The 15,554-nt window shown below is 64.4% G+C and carries 19 protein-coding genes; 9 read left to right on the forward strand and 10 right to left on the reverse strand.

Features of this window, described 5'->3' with window-relative positions; genetic code table 11:
* Positions 1-262 precede the first annotated feature (262 nt).
* Both rpsI and rplM read right to left on the reverse strand, forming a co-directional pair.
* Positions 263-655 carry a 30S ribosomal protein S9 gene (gene rpsI / locus ACVOLQ_RS06500; protein ID WP_303748658.1) on the reverse strand — a complete coding sequence of 131 codons (393 nt, stop codon included), beginning with the start codon at positions 653-655 and terminating at the stop codon, positions 263-265.
* Positions 656-657: 2 nt separating this feature from the next.
* Entirely contained in the window at positions 658-1,086 is a 429-nt protein-coding gene (gene rplM, locus ACVOLQ_RS06505) for a 50S ribosomal protein L13 (protein ID WP_293705814.1), read from the reverse strand.
* A gap of 205 nt (positions 1,087-1,291) precedes the next feature.
* Here rplM and coq7 point away from each other — a divergent pair, with 205 nt between their 5' ends.
* Positions 1,292-1,936, forward strand: coding sequence for a 2-polyprenyl-3-methyl-6-methoxy-1,4-benzoquinone monooxygenase (coq7, locus tag ACVOLQ_RS06510; protein WP_481527499.1), 645 nt, complete (start codon positions 1,292-1,294; stop codon positions 1,934-1,936).
* A 296-nt stretch (positions 1,937-2,232) separates the two neighbouring features.
* On the opposite strand, the gene ACVOLQ_RS06515 is transcribed toward coq7, so the two are convergent.
* Together ACVOLQ_RS06515 and speD are read right to left on the reverse strand one after the other, a co-directional pair.
* The gene (locus ACVOLQ_RS06515) at positions 2,233-2,547 is read right to left on the reverse strand and encodes a DMT family transporter (protein ID WP_312370866.1); all 315 of its coding nucleotides are present in this window, start codon (positions 2,545-2,547) and stop codon (positions 2,233-2,235) included.
* Between the two features lie 142 nt (positions 2,548-2,689).
* Complete coding sequence (gene speD, locus ACVOLQ_RS06520; RefSeq protein WP_313170870.1) at positions 2,690-3,484, reverse strand: adenosylmethionine decarboxylase; 795 nt, start codon at positions 3,482-3,484, stop codon at positions 2,690-2,692.
* A gap of 150 nt (positions 3,485-3,634) precedes the next feature.
* Between speD and crp the strand changes: the two genes are divergently transcribed.
* Positions 3,635-4,324, forward strand: a complete 690-nt coding sequence (crp, locus tag ACVOLQ_RS06525; RefSeq protein WP_313170872.1) for a cAMP-activated global transcriptional regulator CRP — start codon at positions 3,635-3,637, stop codon at positions 4,322-4,324.
* A 790-nt stretch (positions 4,325-5,114) separates the two neighbouring features.
* Positions 5,115-5,876, forward strand: a complete 762-nt coding sequence (locus ACVOLQ_RS06530) for a sulfite exporter TauE/SafE family protein (RefSeq protein WP_313170874.1) — start codon at positions 5,115-5,117, stop codon at positions 5,874-5,876.
* A 280-nt stretch (positions 5,877-6,156) separates the two neighbouring features.
* Here the strand turns inward: ACVOLQ_RS06530 and ACVOLQ_RS06535 are convergent, their stop codons facing one another.
* From ACVOLQ_RS06535 to ACVOLQ_RS06560, 6 genes are read right to left on the reverse strand one after another with little or no spacing between them, the layout of a single operon-like run.
* Complete coding sequence (locus ACVOLQ_RS06535) at positions 6,157-6,879, reverse strand: haloacid dehalogenase-like hydrolase (RefSeq protein WP_481527500.1); 723 nt, start codon at positions 6,877-6,879, stop codon at positions 6,157-6,159.
* Positions 6,876-7,670: an indole-3-glycerol phosphate synthase TrpC gene (gene trpC / locus ACVOLQ_RS06540; protein ID WP_481527501.1), complete on the reverse strand. Its 795-nt coding sequence runs from the start codon at positions 7,668-7,670 to the stop codon at positions 6,876-6,878. The genes ACVOLQ_RS06535 and trpC overlap by 4 nt, the downstream gene beginning before the upstream one ends.
* A gap of 52 nt (positions 7,671-7,722) precedes the next feature.
* Entirely contained in the window at positions 7,723-8,760 is a 1,038-nt protein-coding gene (trpD, locus tag ACVOLQ_RS06545; protein ID WP_481527502.1) for an anthranilate phosphoribosyltransferase, read from the reverse strand.
* Positions 8,761-8,773: 13 nt separating this feature from the next.
* Positions 8,774-9,286, reverse strand: coding sequence for a DUF1543 domain-containing protein (locus ACVOLQ_RS06550; RefSeq protein WP_481527503.1), 513 nt, complete (start codon positions 9,284-9,286; stop codon positions 8,774-8,776).
* A complete protein-coding gene (locus tag ACVOLQ_RS06555; protein WP_312370853.1) occupies positions 9,283-9,933 on the reverse strand; it encodes a LysE family translocator in 651 nt (216 codons plus the stop codon). The genes ACVOLQ_RS06550 and ACVOLQ_RS06555 overlap by 4 nt, the downstream gene beginning before the upstream one ends.
* Positions 9,927-10,514 carry an anthranilate synthase component II gene (locus tag ACVOLQ_RS06560; protein ID WP_481527504.1) on the reverse strand — a complete coding sequence of 196 codons (588 nt, stop codon included), beginning with the start codon at positions 10,512-10,514 and terminating at the stop codon, positions 9,927-9,929. Before ACVOLQ_RS06560 ends, ACVOLQ_RS06555 begins: the two co-directional genes overlap by 7 nt.
* Before the next feature lie 540 nt (positions 10,515-11,054).
* Here ACVOLQ_RS06560 and ACVOLQ_RS06565 point away from each other — a divergent pair.
* From ACVOLQ_RS06565 to ACVOLQ_RS06590, 6 genes are all read left to right on the forward strand, one after another.
* Positions 11,055-11,408: a hypothetical protein gene (locus tag ACVOLQ_RS06565; protein WP_128457255.1), complete on the forward strand. Its 354-nt coding sequence runs from the start codon at positions 11,055-11,057 to the stop codon at positions 11,406-11,408.
* Between the two features lie 228 nt (positions 11,409-11,636).
* On the forward strand, positions 11,637-12,383 hold the full coding sequence (locus tag ACVOLQ_RS06570) for a hypothetical protein (RefSeq protein WP_003050429.1): 747 nt from the start codon (positions 11,637-11,639) through the stop codon (positions 12,381-12,383).
* A gap of 119 nt (positions 12,384-12,502) precedes the next feature.
* Complete coding sequence (locus ACVOLQ_RS06575; protein ID WP_003050427.1) at positions 12,503-12,715, forward strand: AlpA family transcriptional regulator; 213 nt, start codon at positions 12,503-12,505, stop codon at positions 12,713-12,715.
* A 42-nt stretch (positions 12,716-12,757) separates the two neighbouring features.
* Positions 12,758-13,633 carry a ParA family protein gene (locus tag ACVOLQ_RS06580; RefSeq protein ID WP_003050424.1) on the forward strand — a complete coding sequence of 292 codons (876 nt, stop codon included), beginning with the start codon at positions 12,758-12,760 and terminating at the stop codon, positions 13,631-13,633.
* Positions 13,617-13,886 carry a hypothetical protein gene (locus ACVOLQ_RS06585; RefSeq protein ID WP_003050422.1) on the forward strand — a complete coding sequence of 90 codons (270 nt, stop codon included), beginning with the start codon at positions 13,617-13,619 and terminating at the stop codon, positions 13,884-13,886. The genes ACVOLQ_RS06580 and ACVOLQ_RS06585 overlap by 17 nt, the downstream gene beginning before the upstream one ends.
* Positions 13,879-15,552 carry a ParB family protein gene (locus ACVOLQ_RS06590; RefSeq protein WP_003050404.1) on the forward strand — a complete coding sequence of 558 codons (1,674 nt, stop codon included), beginning with the start codon at positions 13,879-13,881 and terminating at the stop codon, positions 15,550-15,552. The genes ACVOLQ_RS06585 and ACVOLQ_RS06590 overlap by 8 nt, the downstream gene beginning before the upstream one ends.
* Positions 15,553-15,554 lie beyond the last annotated feature (2 nt).

Raw genomic sequence — 15,554 nt, forward strand, 5'->3', positions numbered from 1 at the left:
CCGTGGGGGGGGCCCGCGGGCGGCCCGTCGGCCCTCGGGCCCCGACCCGCCGGCCCCCCCCCCCCCGCGGCGGCGCTCCCCAGGGGAGGGCTGGGGAGGGGTGCTTTGGCTTTGGCTTTGGCTTTGGCTTTGGGCTTTGGCCTCATCCCCGGCTTTTACCCCGCAGAACCCCCAATCTCCAACCCCCAAAACGACAAAAGCCCGGCCAAGGCCGGGCTTTTGCTTTCCCAGTGGGATTCCGAAGAACCCCACCCCGAAGCGATTAACGCTTGGAGAACTGGGTGGCGCGACGTGCCTTGTGCAGGCCGACCTTCTTACGCTCGACTTCACGGGCGTCACGGGTCATGAAGCCAGCCTTGCGCAGCTCGGACTTCAGGGTTTCGTCGTACTCGACCAGCGCACGGGCGATGCCCAGACGGATCGCACCGGCCTGGCCGGTGGTGCCGCCGCCGGCAGCAGTGACCAGGATGTCAAAGCTTTCGGTGTTCTGGGTCAGTTCCAGCGGCTGACGCACGATCATGCGCGCGGTCTCACGGCCAAAGAACTCGTCCAGCGGACGGCCATTGACGGTGATCTTGCCAGTGCCCTTGCGCAGGAACACGCGAGCGGTGGAGGACTTGCGGCGGCCAGTGCCGTAGTTTTGAGTGATAGCCATGATTAGATATCCAGAACCTGCGGCTGCTGTGCGGCGTGCGGATGCTCAGTGCCGGCGTAGACCTTGAGCTTGCGGTACATCTGACGACCCAGCGGGCCCTTCGGCAGCATGCCCTTGACCGCGATCTCGATCACGCGCTCCGGGTGACGCTCCAGCGCCTGCTCCAGGGTTTCGGTCTTCAGGTTACCGATGTAGCCGGTGAAGCGATGGTACTTCTTGTCCTTCAGCTTCTTGCCGGTTACAGCAATCTTGTCGGCATTGATGACGACCAGGTAATCACCGGTGTCAACATGCGGGGTGTAGACCGGCTTGTGCTTGCCACGCAGGCGGCGAGCCAGCTCGGTGGACAGACGGCCCAGCGTCTTGCCGGCGGCGTCAACGAGGTACCAGTCGCGCTGGACGGTCTCGTTCTTTGCAGTGAAAGTGCTCATAAAGAACTCAGGTAGGTCGGGCTGATTGCGGCGAGATGAACCACCGGAACTTTGCCACGCGTTGTGAAGGTGAAACAGAAGAGGCGGGATTGTACTGGCCGCAGCCGCCTGGCGCAACTCATCCCCTGAACGGCACCCCGCCTCAGCCTTGGCAGGCCGCAGGCCAGCGGCGAGAATCGGGTCTACCCCACTGCAACGCCCCGCCATGACCCCCACCCGCGTACACACGCCCCTGGACCACCTGCTGACTGAAGCCCAGCGCGCCCTGGATACGGTATTTGGCAACCCGCCGGCGGCCCGCCCCAACCCGGCCGGCGACACCCCCGAGGTGGTGTTGGAACCGGCTGAAGCCCGCCATGCGGCGGGGCTGATGCGGATCAACCATGTAGGCGAAGTCTGCGCGCAGGGCCTGTACTTCGGCCAGGCGGCGGTCGCCCGCGACCCGGCTACCCGCGCGCACCTGCTCGATGCCGCGCAGGAAGAGACCGATCACCTGAGCTGGTGCGCCGACCGCCTGCGCGAGCTGGACAGCCGCCCCAGCCTGTTCAACCCGCTCTGGTATGCCGGCAGCTACACCATCGGCACGCTCGCCGGCCTGCGCGGCGATGGCTGGAACCTTGGCTTCGTGGTGGAGACCGAGCGCCAGGTGGAAGCGCACCTGGACGAGCATCTGCAGACCCTGCCGGCGGCCGACCAGCGCAGCCGCGAGATCCTCAAGGTGATGAAGCTCGACGAAGCACGCCACGCCGAGCACGCCGAACATGCCGGCGCGCGCAAGCTGCCGTTCCCGATCCCGTCGATGATGGCACTGGCCTCCAAGGCGATGAAGGCCGTGGCCTACCGGATGTAGCGCACCACCTGTAGTGCCGAGCCATGCTCGGCTGCGGAACGCTCCCCCTGTAGAGCCGAGCCATGCTCGGCTGGGGAACGCTTCCCCTGTAGAGCCGAGCCATGCTCGGCTGCGGAACGCTTCCCCTGTAGAGCCGAGCCATGCTCGGCTGCGGAACGCTTCCCCTGTAGAGCCGAGCCATGCTCGGCTGGGCCTTACCGGAAAAGCCTCTGCCGAGCATGGCTCGGCACTACATGGGGTGGATTTTTGCGAAACGCCTCCGCCGAGCATGGCTCGGCACTACCTCAACCCTGGTCTCAGCTGACCAGCTTCAAGCCGATCACGCCGGTCACGATCAGGCCGATGCACAGCAGCCGTGGCCAGCTGGCGCTGTCGCCAAACAGGATCAGACCGGCAATGGCTACGCCAACGGCGCCAATCCCGGTCCAGACCGCATAGCCGGTGCCTACCGGGATCGTGCGCAATGCCTGGGTCAGCAGCCACAGGCTGATGCCGGCAAACACCACGGTGAACGCACTCGGCCAGAGCCGGGTGAAACCTTCGCTGTACTTCAGGCCCAGCGCAAAACCGATCTCGAACAGGCCCGCCAGCAGCAGGTAGATCCAGGGCATCGCCAACTTCCTTTACATGAAAACACGACGGCCCGATGCATAAGCACCGAGCCGCCGTCGACAAACGTCTGCATCACTGCAGGGCGGGCCGTCCCGCCTGTTGTTGCGCAGAACCGGCAAGCCGGCGCTGCGCAGTTAGTGCTTATTCGGCCAGGTTGCGACCGTGGAACAGCTCTTCGATCTCGCGGCGCAGCAGCGCCTCGATCTTCATGCGCTCCTTGAACGACAGGTTCTTGGCCTTCTCTTCGAACAGGTACTGGTCCAGGTCGAAGTCCTTCAGGTGCATCTTGGTGTGGAAGATGTTTTCCTGATAGACGTTGACGTCGAACATCTCGTAACGCGACTTGATGTTCTTGGCCAGGAAGTTCTGGATCGAATTGATCTTGTGGTCGATGTAGTGCTTCTTGCCCTTGATGTCACGGGTGAAGCCACGCACGCGGTAATCCATGATCACGATGTCCGATTCCAGACTCTCGATCAGGTAGTTCAGCGCCTTCAGCGGCGAGATCACGCCACAGGTGGCCACATCGATGTCGGCACGGAACGTGGCGATACCTTCCTGCGGATGCGTTTCCGGATAGGTGTGCACGGTGATGTGCGACTTGTCCATGTGCGCGACCACGGCGTCGGAGATCAACTCCTTGCCAGCGGCCTTCTTGTCGATCACCGGCTCCTCGGAAATGAGAATTGTGACCGAGGCACCCTGCGGGTCGTAATCCTGACGCGCGATATTCAGGATGTTCGCACCAATGATCTCAGCCACATCGGTGAGGATCTGCGTGAGACGATCGGCGTTGTATTCCTCGTCGATGTACTCGATATAACGCTGGCGCTCCTCTTCGGTACGCGCATAGCAGACGTCATAAATGTTGAAGCTCAAGGCCTTGGTGAGGTTGTTGAATCCTTGCAACCTCAGGCGAGGCAACGGCTTGACCACGGCGGTCGATCCTGTAGATGGTGGGAAAGGCGGAAGTATGGGGCAAAGTGGGGCGCTGTGATACTTGCTCCTTTATGCCCGTTTGCCCCTTATGCTCGGCCTCGTTAAGCTTGCCCATTAAGCAAGTTCATCCAAACTGTGAACGCCATCATGAGCCTAGGTAACGCCACCACCGTGTCTAACGTGCGTCTTGCCTCCAGCCCGCTGGCGCTGGATATCGCTACCATCGACCGCTTTCTGGCCCACAGCCACCGCCGCCGCTACCCGGCGCGGACTGATGTGTTCCGCCCGGGCGACCCCGCGGGGACCATGTATTACGTGATCAGCGGCTCGGTCAGTATCATTGCCGAGGAAGACGACGACCGTGAACTGGTCCTGGGTTACTTCGGTGCCGGCGAGTTCGTCGGCGAGATGGGGCTGTTCATCGAGTCTGACAAGCGCGAGGTCATCCTGCGCACCCGCACCCCCTGCGAGCTGGCTGAGATCAGCTACGAGCGCCTGCATCAGCTGTTCCTGGGCCCGCTGTCCGTGGATGCGCCCAAACTGCTGTACGCCATCGGCTCGCAGATCTCCCGCCGCCTGCTGCACACCAGCCGCAAGGCCAGCCGCCTGGCCTTCCTGGACGTGACCGACCGCATCATCCGCACCTTGCACGACCTGTCCAAGGAACCGGAATCGATGAGCCATCCGCAAGGCACCCAGCTACGCGTCTCCCGCCAGGAGATCGCCCGCCTGGTGGGTTGCTCGCGGGAGATGGCCGGCCGCGTGCTGAAGAAGCTCCAGGCCGACGGCCTGCTGCATGCCCGTGGCAAGACCGTGGTTCTGTACGGGACGCGGTGACGTCCGCGCTGATACGTATTCACGTATCAACCCCATGGTTTGCGGGGCAAACCATGGGCCCTGGCTCATCAGCTCCCAATTCCCCGCGCCTGCCGGCGCCCCCTTTACCAAAGGGGGCTCTCTGCTCTGCTTTACCTCGGGAAAGCCCTTTGCCAGCGCTCCAGTAGCCCGGGTAAGCAACGCGCCCCCGGGGCTCTTCGCGCGTTGGTGACGATTCCGCCAGGCACCCTGCCTTGCCTGCTTCCCGGGTGCGCTGCGCTTTACCCGAGCTACCCAGCCTGATACGTATTCACGTAGCAACCCCATGATTTGCGGAGCAAACCATGGGCCCCGGCTCCTCGCTCTCCGATTCCCCGCGCCTGTCGGCGCGCCCCCTTTACCAAAGGGGGCTCTCCGCTCTGCTTTACCTCGGGAAAGCCCTTTGCTGGCGCGCTGGTAGCCCGGATAAGCGACGCGCACCCGGGGCTCTTCGCGCGTTGGTGACGATTCCGCCAGGCACCCTGCCTTGCCCGCTTCCCGGGTGCGCTGCGCTCACCCGGGCTACCCGGTCAAAGTGTGATGTCTGTCGGCGCCAATAATCTCATTCACCCTTGCGAAGGCCAGGGTCACGCAATGGCTCGATGCAGCGCCCGGAACGTCATTCCAACAAACCCGGCGCGTGGACATTTCGCCGACATAGCCGTGAATTAGCGTCCATTCGGCGCTTATAAGGGTCAGGAATCAACTCGAAACATTACTTACCGATGTAGCTTTCCTTGACCTGCCCAGCTGTGGCCCGCAGTCTTGGAGGATGGAATTTGGCAATGAATTTTACTGGTTCATCCTGATCGGCCTGGGTGCGCAGCTGGTGGATGGCGCACTGGGCATGGCGTTCGGGCTGATCTCGTCGTCGGTACTGCTGAGCATGGGGCTGCCGCCAGCGGCGGTCAGCGCCAGCATCCATACCGCAGAAGTGTTCACCACGGGTGCTTCGGGGGTCTCGCACCTGGTTGCCGGCAACGTGGATAAACGCCTGTTCTTCCGCTTGGCGGTGCCCGGTGCCATTGGCGGGGCGATCGGCGCCTACGTGCTTACGCAGCTGCCCGGCGACGTCGTGCGGCCGTTCATCTACCTCTACCTGCTGGTGCTGGCGATCTTCATCCTGGCCCGTGCGGCGGGCAGGTTCGTGGCCAAGCAGGAAGTGAAACGGGTTCCGGTCCTGGGCTTCTTCGCCGGCCTGCTGGACGCCACCGGCGGTGGCGGCTGGGGGCCGGTGGCCACCTCCACCCTGCTGGCCCGTGGCGGCCAGGCCCGCACCACGATTGGCTCGGTCAACGCAGCCGAGTTCGTGGTGACCTTGTCGATCTCGGCGACCTTCCTGCTGTCGATGGGCCTGCAGCACCTGTCCATCGTCGCCGGCCTGCTGGTCGGCGGCATGATGGCCGCGCCGGTAGCGGCGCTGCTGGTGAAGCGGGTCAAGGAACGCTGGGTGCTGATCGCCGTCGGCGTACTGGTGCTGTCGATCAGCCTGTTCCAGATTGGAATGGCGGTGGTGAAGCTGCGGGGCGCTTGAGGCGGCCTTGCTCTTAATAGCCCCTCTCCCGTTCACGGGAGAGGGGTTGGGGTGAGGGCAGCTTTTGCCTTAAAGCCTTAAAAGCTCCCCTCATCCGCCCTTCGGGCACCTTCTCCCGTAAACAGGAGAAGGGATGTCGGCTTCGACAGGCCTTGCTGTGCGTCAAAAGCCCCCTCATCCGCCCCCCCCCTTCGCGGGGGCAGGCTCTACGGGCACCTTCTCCCGTAAACGGGAGAAGGGATGTCGGCTCCGGTTGGATCGTTGCCGGCTCCGCTTTGGATTAGTTGGGCAGCGGCTTGCCGCCGCGGCCCGGGCAGCCCCAGTTGAGGATCGGGGTGCCGGCCGGCAATACCTTGCCGAAGTACGCCACCCGCGAATGCTTGGGGTTCACCACCACCGGTGCCTTGGCGGCCTTCAGCAGCGGCAGGTCGGCGGTACTGTCGGAATAGGCGATGGCGATGTCGCCGTAGCCACGCTCGCGCAGCATGCGCATCTTTTCTTCGTTGTGGCAGTGACGGGTGGCACCCATCGCGCCCAACCGCGGCCCCACTTCGCTACCGATCACCGGCACGCCCTGCTCGGCCACGAAGGCGAGGATGGCGCGGGCCAACTCCGGCGGCGCGCCAGTGGCAACGATTACCCGGTCGCCAGCGCGGCGGTGCGCGGCGAATACCTGCAGGGCATGTGGCAGCAGGTGCTGGCGGATCTCGTCCTCGTGCTTGAGCACGTACTGGTCGATCACCTTGTTGAAATCACGTGCCTGGTGCAGGCCGAAGGTGGCGATCCAGACATAGCCGGAAATGCCGAAGCGCCGGGTCGGCAGCATCGCCACCAGCGGCCCCAGCAGCGGCGTGGCGAGGATGGCGACCAGCAGCCGCAGGGGATTGCGCTTGATCAGCCAGGCGAACAGGTGGCTGCCGGAATCGCCGTCGTACAGCGTGTGATCGAAGTCGAAGACGACCAGTTGCGCGTCGTCGCGCGGATTCGGATAGGGATCAGTCATGCCGGGAAGAATAGCTGACGCAGACCCTCGCCCGGCTCTTCGACGCGCATGAAGGTCTCACCGACCAGGAAGGCATTGACCCCGGCGTCGCGCATCAGCTTGACGTCGGCTGGGCCCATGATGCCGCTCTCGGTGACCAGCAGGCGGTCGCGCGGCACTGCGTCCTTCATCGACAGCGTATTGTCCAGCGACACCTCGAAGGTGCGCAGGTTGCGGTTGTTGATGCCGACCAGCGGCACCGGCACCTGGATGGCGCGCTCCAGCTCGTCGATATCGTGCACTTCCACCAGCACATCCATTCCCAGTTGCATGGCCAGATCCGACAGCTCGGCCAGCTGGCGATCATCCAGCGCCGAGACGATCAGCAGGATGCAGTCGGCACCGAGCACGCGCGCCTCGTAGACCTGGTACGGGTCGATGACGAAGTCCTTGCGCAGCACCGGCAGCGTGCAGGCGTCGCGGGCCTGGCGCAGATACAGGTCGGCGCCCTGGAAGAAATCCACATCGGTCAGCACCGACAGGCAGCTGGCGCCGCCGAACTCATAGCTCACCGCAATATCGGCCGGATGGAAATCCGGGCGGATCACGCCCTTGGACGGGCTGGCCTTCTTTACCTCGGCAATCACCGCCGGGTCACCATTGGCAATCGCCGCGTTCAGCGCATTGGCGAAGCCGCGTACCGGCGAGGCATCGGCCAGACGCGCCCTCAACTCGGCCAGCGGCACGTTGGCGCTGCGCTCCGCTACCTCCTGCACTTTGCGGGCGAGGATGGTGTTGAGGATGTCGCTCATGGATCTGCTTCCTGGAAGACGGGCGTTGCTGACGCGGGTGATTGGGGGATTATCAGGGATTGCCGGCCAGCACGCGGCTGGCGGCAACGTACTGCTGCATGCGTGCGCGGGCGCTGCCGTCGGCAATCACCGCGCGGGCGCGGGCCAGACCGTCGGCGATGCTGTCGGCCACACCGGCCACATACAGGGCGGCGCCGGCGTTGAGGGCGACGATATCGTTGGCCGGGCCCGGCTGGTTGTCCAGCACCGCGCGCAGCATGGCGATGGACTCTTCCGGGTTCTCGACCTTGAGGTTGCGGCTGGCCGACATGGCGATGCCGAAGTCCTCCGGATGGATTTCGTACTCGCGCACCTTGCCGTCGCGCAGCTCACCCACCAGGGTGCCGGCGCCGAGCGAGATTTCGTCCATGTTGTCGCGGCCCCACACCACCAGTGCGCGCTCGGCACCGAGCTCACGCAGCACGCGCGCCTGGATGCCGACCAGGTCGGGGTGGAACACGCCCATCAGGATATTGGTGGCACCGACCGGATTGGTCAGCGGGCCGAGGATGTTGAAGATGGTGCGCACGCCCATTTCGCGGCGCACCGGCGCGACCACTTTCATCGCCGGGTGGTGCATGGGCGCGAACATGAAACCGATGCCGGTCTGCTCGATGGCTTGCGCCACCTGCTCGGGCTGCAGCTCGATCACCGCACCCAACGCTTCCACCGCGTCGGCGCTGCCGGATTTGGACGAGACGCTGCGGTTGCCGTGCTTGGCCACCTTGGCGCCGGCAGCCGCGACCACGAACATCGAACAGGTGGAGATGTTGAAGGTATGCGAGCCATCGCCGCCGGTGCCGACGATGTCGACCAGATGGGTCTTGTCGGCCACCTGCACCGGGCGCGCGAACTCGCGCATCACCGTGGCGGCACCGGCAATCTCGCCCACGGTTTCCTTCTTGACCCGCAGGCCGGTGAGGATGGCGGCGGTCATGGTCGGCGAGATCTCGCCGCGCATGATCTGCCGCATCAGGTCGACCATCTCGTCGAAGAAAATCTCGCGGTGCTCGATGGTGCGTTGCAGGGCTTCCTGCGCGGTGATGGTCATGACAACTCCAGAATCAGGAAATAACGATGTAGTCGCTTTGGCTGTGGATGCCGGCATGCGCGCCGTGACACAGCTGTACGTGCAGGCCGCCGATCGGGCCTACCGGCAGGCAGCTGTCCACTTCCAGCAAGGCATCGCGGTGCGGCTTGATCCATTGCGCTGCGGCCTGTGCCAGCGCCTTGCGCTTGGCCTCGACCGCATCGGCGGCAACAACCAGCAGGTAACGGTGGTCCTCGCCGAACTGGCCATCGACGTAACCGCCGAGATTGACGAAGAACAGCGTCGGCGCATCGGCGGCAGGTGCCTCCGCCGACAGGCGCACCTGCCAGTCCTCGACACCTTCTACCGTCATCCACGAATCCAGGTGCAGGCCTGCCGCTTCGCCAAACCATTGCTGGCGCAGCTGCGGGTAGGTCTGCGTGATGTCCGCACCAACGGCAAACACCACGTCATGCACCTCGGTATTGGCACGCGCATGGCGGCCACCGAGCATCACCACGAACAGGCGCAGGTCTTCCAGGCTCACGGCGTCGGCCTCGCAGTAAGCGCCAGACGCAAGCCGAAGCCGATGAACAGCACGCCGGCCAGCTTGTCCAGCCACTGCATGCCACGCGCAGCCCAGCGACTGCTGCGCACGCGGTCGGCAGCCAGCACATAGGCGGCATTGATCGGCAGCGCGTTGACGGTGAACACCAAGCCGAGCACGGCGAATGCCAGAGCCTTGTTCTGCACCGACGGCGCAATGAACTGCGGCAGGAAGGCGAGGAAGAACAGCACCACCTTCGGGTTCAGCACATTGGTCAGGAAGCCACCGGCAAACACCTGCCAGAACGAACCGGCACTGCCGCTGCTGGCGGCGATATCGGCCTGCAGGGTCGATTCGCCGGTGTTGCGCAGCAATCGCACGCCCACCCACAACAGGTAGGCTGCGCCGATCCACTTGATCACGGTGAACAAGGTGGCCGACGTCGCCAGCAGCACGCCCAGTCCCAGCGAGGCCAGGGCCACATGCACCAGGCAGCCGGCACTGATGCCGGCGATCGCGGCAACGCCAGCGCGGCGGCCACCGCGCAGCGAGCGGCTGATGATGTACAGCACATCCGGGCCCGGTGTGAGGTTCAACAACCAGCCTGCGAGCATGAACAACAGCAACTGGCTCGGCTCGATCAACATGTGCGGTCCAGGAAGTTCTTCATCAGCGCGTGGCCGTGCTGGGTGAGGATGGATTCGGGGTGGAACTGCACGCCTTCAACCGGATATTCGCGGTGGCGCAGGCCCATGATCTCTTCCATCGAGCCGTCCGGATTCTCGGTCCAGGCGGTGATTTCCAGCGCTGCCGGCAGCGTGTTCTTGTCCACCACCAGCGAGTGGTAGCGGGTGGCCTCATAGCGGTCCGGCAGGCCGGCGAACACGCCCTTGCCTTCATGCCGGATCGGCGAGACCTTGCCATGCATGATGTTGCTGGCGCGGATCACGTCACCGCCATAGATCTGGCCGATGGCCTGGTGGCCCAGGCACACACCGAACAGCGGAATGCTGGGGCCGAGCTGGCGAATCACCTCCAGCGACACACCGGCTTCGTTCGGCGTCTTCGGGCCGGGCGATACCACGATATGCGAAGGCTTGAGCGCGGCGATTTCAGCGACGCTCATCGCGTCATTGCGCACCACCTTCACTTCGGCACCCAGCATCTGCAGGTATTGCACGAGGTTGAAGGTGAAGCTGTCGTAGTTGTCGATCATCAGGAGTCTCATGATTCTAAGTCCTTGATTTCATTAATGTTTTCCATTACACACAACCTCCATTACCCACTTTATTACACACATCGACAGTTGATTGCGATGGACGAAGCGCGAGCATGTGCTGGCTCAAGGTAGCAAGGGCTCCTGAGAGATGTCTTGGCGTGCGCCAGTGCGGTGTACTGACGCAGCGACGGCGCCCGCATGCCAGGGCCAAGTGCTGAGACTGGGCGGACAGACCTACCCCTCGCGGCGACACAGCGCGCGGGGCATCAGTTCTACGACGGGGCTGGGGTGCCAAGGGCATCGGGCAATCTCCTCAAATCTTGGAGCCGCCGTGCCGGGGAGCCTTCTTGAAACCTTGCCTGCCGGTACGGCGGCAAGGTGCGGTCAAGACCGCAACGACATGCCGCTTCCTATTGGAAGCGCCACCACAGAGCGATGTTGGTCGAAGCGGTACGGGTCATGGACAGACCAAAGTGTTGAATTTAAAAGCCAGAACTCGGCCCGAGTACACCCGAACGGAATTCCAAAGTAAGCCTGGGGAATTTTACCATGAGCATGTTAGGCAAAGCCACTTCCTGGAATGCCAGGGCATTCATCACCCCGCCCATCTACCTCGGACCGGACGACAACACTTCCAGTCTCGAAACCAGAGAGCAAGTAGACCAACTGCTACGGACTTGTGAGCATCGAATCTCAGGTTGGCAGTCATCTGGACCTGCGCGGGTGATGCTATATCGCTATATCAGCATCCGGGGCAGATATGACACCGCCGGATTTTCTCTGCCGACCCTAGGTCCCGGAGAACAGAAGCCGTTGATCGCAGCTTCTGAAACCATCGCCGTATCAGACCATACCAAATCGGTTTTGCGGGGAACAGCGCAGCGCATGACGCTGGTACCGTGAGCGCCAATATCGAGCTTTCGTCCTCATCGCTCGATGGGCCGGCAACCGATCGATTCTTGCACAACGAGCAAGACGAGGCCACCTACAGCGGACGCCAAACCAATCACCTCGCCCGTCTACGTTCAGGGCATCTTCCCAGGCACCCGCGGAAGGTCATAACGACACAGCAGCCCTTGGCAGGGCAAGAAAGGAGCCGGTGATGTAGCGCTTCCGAAAGGAGACGAAGACATGCACAAGGACATTCCAACATCGAAGGTGTTCTATCGTCCCATCGAGGCTGCCATACGGTGGGCCGGGTTGCTGCGGTACCTGCCGATGATCCTGGCTGCGATCGCGTCACCGCGCTTCCTGCCTCCATCGTTGAATTGCCCGCGATGGAATGAGTGCCGGCTGTACTCGGAGCGTATCTATGACGGCATCCTCAACGGGGAGCTGCCCTACGGCCAGAACGGCATCACGCTCAATGATCCGAAGCTGCTGCAGTCGCCGGATCTGACCGTTCGCCATGTCGATCTGAAGCGCTGGATGCGCAACCACTATCCCGAGCACCGGCCAGGATTCCTGTTCAGCCGTGGCGAACGCATGGCGCATCCTTTTATCACCTTGGAAACAGGACAGGCGATCCTGATCGAGCGACTGGCCCTTCAGGCGGCCCTGGAGCATGCGCGTCGCCAGATGCAGGAATTGCAGGAGCAGCGCGACACCTTGCTCAAGCAGTCCACCGCGCTGCTGGCTTCCAAGCAATGCGAGATCAGCGAGCGAGCGGAGACGACGTATCTCAACATCATCGGCGGGATGCTGACGCTGATGCTGGGCCAGTCCCCTTCGGGTGTGCCCTATTCCAGCTTCAAAACACAGGAGGCACTCGTCTCGGCATTGGTCGCCCACTTCGGCGGCACCATGGGCATCACGGAGCGAACCTTGAACGGCAAGTTCGCCAACGCCAGGAAGTACGTCCGTAGCGCAAGCGCATGAGGTTTTTCCAGCTTGTATGTGCAACCGCGGAGATTGCATTTGCAATGTCTTTCCGCAGCCAGGTCTATTGAATAAAGGTCACGCCAACAAACGCCACCGAGCGTTCAGGAGTGACCGCCATGTCGCAGCCCCCTGTACTCCCGCCGAACGAGCGCCGCATCCTGCGGCTCGATGAAGTCGAAGCCAAGTCCGGCTTCAAACGCGCCCACATTTACAACCTGATGAAGAAGCGCCAGTTTCCCCAGGCGCTGCGCCTGGGCGTGCGCGCCGTCGGCTGGGATTCGATCGAAATCGACCAGTGGATCGCCGAGCGCCTCAACCACCGGACCTGACCCGTTCTCCCGCGGACTTCCCATTCCCAGCCGGAGAGCGCCATGCAGGTCGTATCCATCATTTCAACGAAGGGCGGCGTCGGCAAGACCACGACGGCCGCCAACCTGGGCGGGCTCGCCGCGGACGCGGGCCTGCGCGTGCTGCTGCTCGATCTCGACGTGCAGCCCACCTTGTCCTCCTACTACGAACTGACCCAGCGCGCGCCGGGCGGCATCTATGAGCTGTTGGCCTTCAACGAGCGCGACCTTGGCCAGCTCGTGTCCCGCACGATCATCGCGGGCCTGGACCTGGTGCTGTCCAACGACCACCGGGGCGAGCTGAACACCTTATTGCTGCATGCGCCGGATGGCCGCCTGCGGCTGCGGCATCTGCTGCCAGCACTTGCTCCCCTCTACGACCTGGTGCTGATCGACACCCAGGGCGCGCGTTCCGTGCTGCTGGAGATGGCGGTGCTCGCCTCCGACCTTGCGCTGTCGCCCGTCACGCCGGAAATCCTCGCGGCCCGGGAGCTTCGACGCGGCACCATGCAGTTGCTCGAAGACATCGCGCCGTACCGGCACCTGGGCATCGAACCGCCGCCGCTGCACCTGCTCATCAACCGCGTCCACCCGGTGTCGGCGAACGCCCGACTGATCCAGCAGGCCCTGCGCGACCTGTTCCAAGACCATGCCGGCATCCGCGTGCTCGCCACCGACGTGCCAGCCATCGAAGCCTATCCGCGCGCCGCGACGCGCGGCCTGCCGGTGCATCGGGTCGAGCACCGCCAGCCGCCCGGCAGGGTCGCGCCGGCCTCGCTCGACACGATGCGCGCGCTCGCAAGCGAGCTGTTCCCGCAATGGCAGGACAGATTTGCCGCAATGTCCGGTCGCCCGCCACGTCCTCTTGATGCCGGGAGGTCCCATGGCGAACGCACATGAACTGGCCCGCGGCCACAAGCGGCTGCGCGCGCTGATCGAGTTCGCGGTCGGTGAAGGCTGGCACGTCAAGCGCACGCCGGGCGGGCACCTCAAGTTCACCAAGGCCGGCTGCGCGGCGATCTACACCAGTTCGACCGCGAGCGACCACCGGGCCGAATTGAACGCCCGTGCGCAGATCCGCCGCGCCGAGCGAGAGGCCCGCATGGCGCCGGCCGGCGGTCGTGGGGACTGCGAGGGGTGCGGCCATGGCTGACATGACCTCGCAGGACATGGCCGGCAAGCTGCTCGCGGCCGGCTTCGAGCGCAGCGGCCCAGCGGCTACGGCCTTGAGCGACCCGATCGCGGACACGCCCATGGTCGTGACGCTGGACCAGCTGCGGCCCTACGACCATGACCCGCGCATGAAGCGCAACCCCGCCTACGAGGAAATCAAGGCGTCCATCCGCGAGCGCGGCCTGGACGCGGCGCCAGCCATCACCCGCCGGCCCGGCGAGGACCACTACATCATCCGCAACGGCGGCAACACGCGGCTGGCGATCCTGCGCGAACTCTGGTCGGAGACCAAGGACGAACGCTTCTTCCGCATATCGTGCCTGTTTCGGCCATGGCCGGAGCGCGGTGAAATCGTCGCGCTGACCGGGCATCTTGCCGAGAACGAACTGCGCGGTGGCCTCACGTTCATCGAGCGCGCGCTCGGCGTCGAGAAAGCACGCGAGTTCTACGAGCAGGAGAGTAGCGCCGCCCTGAGCCAGTCGGAACTGGCCCGCCGCCTGGCGGCCGATGGGTTCCCCGTCCAGCGGTCGCACATCACCCGCATGGCCGACGCGGTGCGCTACCTGCTGCCCGCCATTCCCACTGTGCTCTATGGCGGCCTGGGGCGCCACCAGGTCGAGCGGCTGTCGGTCATGCGGACGGCCTGCAAGCGCACCTGGGAGCACTATGCCAAGGACCGCACGCTGCCGCTGGACTTCGACAGCTTCTTTCAGGAGGTGCTGGCGCAGTTCGACACGCAGGGCGACGAGTTCGCGCCGCAGCGCGTGCAGGACGAGCTGATCGGCCAGATGTCCGAGCTGCTGGGCATCGGCTACGACGTGTTGGCGCTGGACCTGACCGAATCGGAAAGCCGCCACCGGGCGCTGGTCAGTGACCCGACGCCACCTGCGGCGCCGCCGGCGTTGCCTTCGCCCACCGCCGGCACGCCGCCTCCCCCGGGCGTAGCATCGTCCATCGCCAAGCCTGCAGCGGCGGCCAGTCCTCCACCCGCCAGCCCTCCGGCGTCCGAGCCCACCTTGCGCGAGGATACGGCCCGAGAGACGACAACGGAAAGCCCCACGGCCGCACCAGGCGATCTGCTTCTCGAGCACATCGTCTCGCCGGCACCGACGACCGAACGGCTGCAGTCGATCCAGCGCATGGTTGCCGACCAGTTGGGCGATGCGCTGCCGCCCGACTTCTCGGCGAGCGTGCTGCAGTCCATCCCGGTGCAAGCCGGCGGGCTCTATCCGATCTCCGACGTCTGGTACATCGACGCCGGCCTGGACACGCCCGATCGGCTGCGCATCCACATCGCGCAGTTCGCGCGCGAGATCGCCGGGGAGGCAGCCCTGGACGAGTGCATCGAGGATCGCTCCGATGGCATCGGCTTCGTTTGCTGCGCGCCCGCCCATGCACCATCGCCGCTCGGCCGGGCGGTGCTGGCGCTGCTCATCACTCTGACGGGTCAGCCCACTGCTGAAGCGGGCGTGGATGGCGCGCAGCTCGCCGCCGACTTGCCAGCACTGCTGCACGGCCAGGGTCAACACCACGGCGACTGCACAAGGCGCTTGAGCGACACGGCGTTGGTCAAGCTATTTCGGCTGCTCCGCCTGGCCCGGCGTCTGCTGGACCTGGAAGCCGGCACCACGGCGCCCGGGACGTGAGC

Source organism: Stenotrophomonas sp. STEN031 (genome assembly GCF_056759975.1).

Excerpts from the sequence above, each read along its gene's own strand:
- rpsI (WP_303748658.1), bottom strand. The coding sequence starts at position 655 with ATGGCTATCACTCAAAACTACGGCACTGGCCGCCGCAAGTCCTCCACC.
- ACVOLQ_RS06575 (WP_003050427.1), top strand. The coding sequence starts at position 12,503 with ATGTCGCAGCCCCCTGTACTCCCGCCGAACGAGCGCCGCATCCTGCGG.
- crp (WP_313170872.1), top strand. The coding sequence starts at position 3,635 with ATGAGCCTAGGTAACGCCACCACCGTGTCTAACGTGCGTCTTGCCTCC.
- ACVOLQ_RS06580 (WP_003050424.1), top strand. The coding sequence starts at position 12,758 with ATGCAGGTCGTATCCATCATTTCAACGAAGGGCGGCGTCGGCAAGACC.
- trpC (WP_481527501.1), bottom strand. The coding sequence starts at position 7,670 with ATGAGCGACATCCTCAACACCATCCTCGCCCGCAAAGTGCAGGAGGTA.
- coq7 (WP_481527499.1), top strand. The coding sequence starts at position 1,292 with ATGACCCCCACCCGCGTACACACGCCCCTGGACCACCTGCTGACTGAA.
- ACVOLQ_RS06535 (WP_481527500.1), bottom strand. The coding sequence starts at position 6,879 with ATGACTGATCCCTATCCGAATCCGCGCGACGACGCGCAACTGGTCGTC.
- ACVOLQ_RS06555 (WP_312370853.1), bottom strand. The coding sequence starts at position 9,933 with ATGTTGATCGAGCCGAGCCAGTTGCTGTTGTTCATGCTCGCAGGCTGG.
- ACVOLQ_RS06570 (WP_003050429.1), top strand. The coding sequence starts at position 11,637 with ATGCACAAGGACATTCCAACATCGAAGGTGTTCTATCGTCCCATCGAG.
- ACVOLQ_RS06565 (WP_128457255.1), top strand. The coding sequence starts at position 11,055 with ATGAGCATGTTAGGCAAAGCCACTTCCTGGAATGCCAGGGCATTCATC.
- ACVOLQ_RS06515 (WP_312370866.1), bottom strand. The coding sequence starts at position 2,547 with ATGCCCTGGATCTACCTGCTGCTGGCGGGCCTGTTCGAGATCGGTTTT.
- trpD (WP_481527502.1), bottom strand. The coding sequence starts at position 8,760 with ATGACCATCACCGCGCAGGAAGCCCTGCAACGCACCATCGAGCACCGC.
- rplM (WP_293705814.1), bottom strand. The coding sequence starts at position 1,086 with ATGAGCACTTTCACTGCAAAGAACGAGACCGTCCAGCGCGACTGGTAC.
- ACVOLQ_RS06590 (WP_003050404.1), top strand. The coding sequence starts at position 13,879 with ATGGCTGACATGACCTCGCAGGACATGGCCGGCAAGCTGCTCGCGGCC.
- ACVOLQ_RS06530 (WP_313170874.1), top strand. The coding sequence starts at position 5,115 with ATGGAATTTGGCAATGAATTTTACTGGTTCATCCTGATCGGCCTGGGT.
- ACVOLQ_RS06585 (WP_003050422.1), top strand. The coding sequence starts at position 13,617 with ATGGCGAACGCACATGAACTGGCCCGCGGCCACAAGCGGCTGCGCGCG.
- ACVOLQ_RS06560 (WP_481527504.1), bottom strand. The coding sequence starts at position 10,514 with ATGAGACTCCTGATGATCGACAACTACGACAGCTTCACCTTCAACCTC.